This window comes from Alkalihalophilus lindianensis (genome assembly GCF_032843265.1).
Lineage (GTDB): Bacteria > Bacillota > Bacilli > Bacillales > Bacillaceae_D > Alkalihalophilus > Alkalihalophilus lindianensis.
In genome coordinates, this window is record NZ_JAWJBA010000279.1 from 1 (window position 1) to 275 (window position 275).

General features: G+C 33.5%; 1 protein-coding gene. It reads left to right on the plus strand.

The window, feature by feature from the left end:
* Positions 1-275, plus strand: a 275-nt coding sequence (locus RYX56_RS22250; RefSeq protein ID WP_317124104.1) for an ABC-2 transporter permease, incomplete at both ends; no start/stop codon positions are given.

Consider the following 275-nt stretch of genomic DNA (forward strand, 5'->3'; position numbering starts at 1 on the left):
TACGGTTGGTGTATTAACGGTAACCTATCAATTAGTTTTAGGGGCATGTGCATTAGAAGATAAGAATAATGGTGACATCATTCTAATTAGCCTTCCTATTAGGAGGAATACCATTGTTTTATCAAAATACGTGTCAATCTATGTTTATGCCGCGTATGCAACTCTGGGATTCTATCTAACCTATTTGATTATAAACTTACTAAATCTTCCACTTGATATTCCTTTTAATTTTACGGGATTTATTGGTGCAATTATGGCTGTCACTTTGTTTAGTT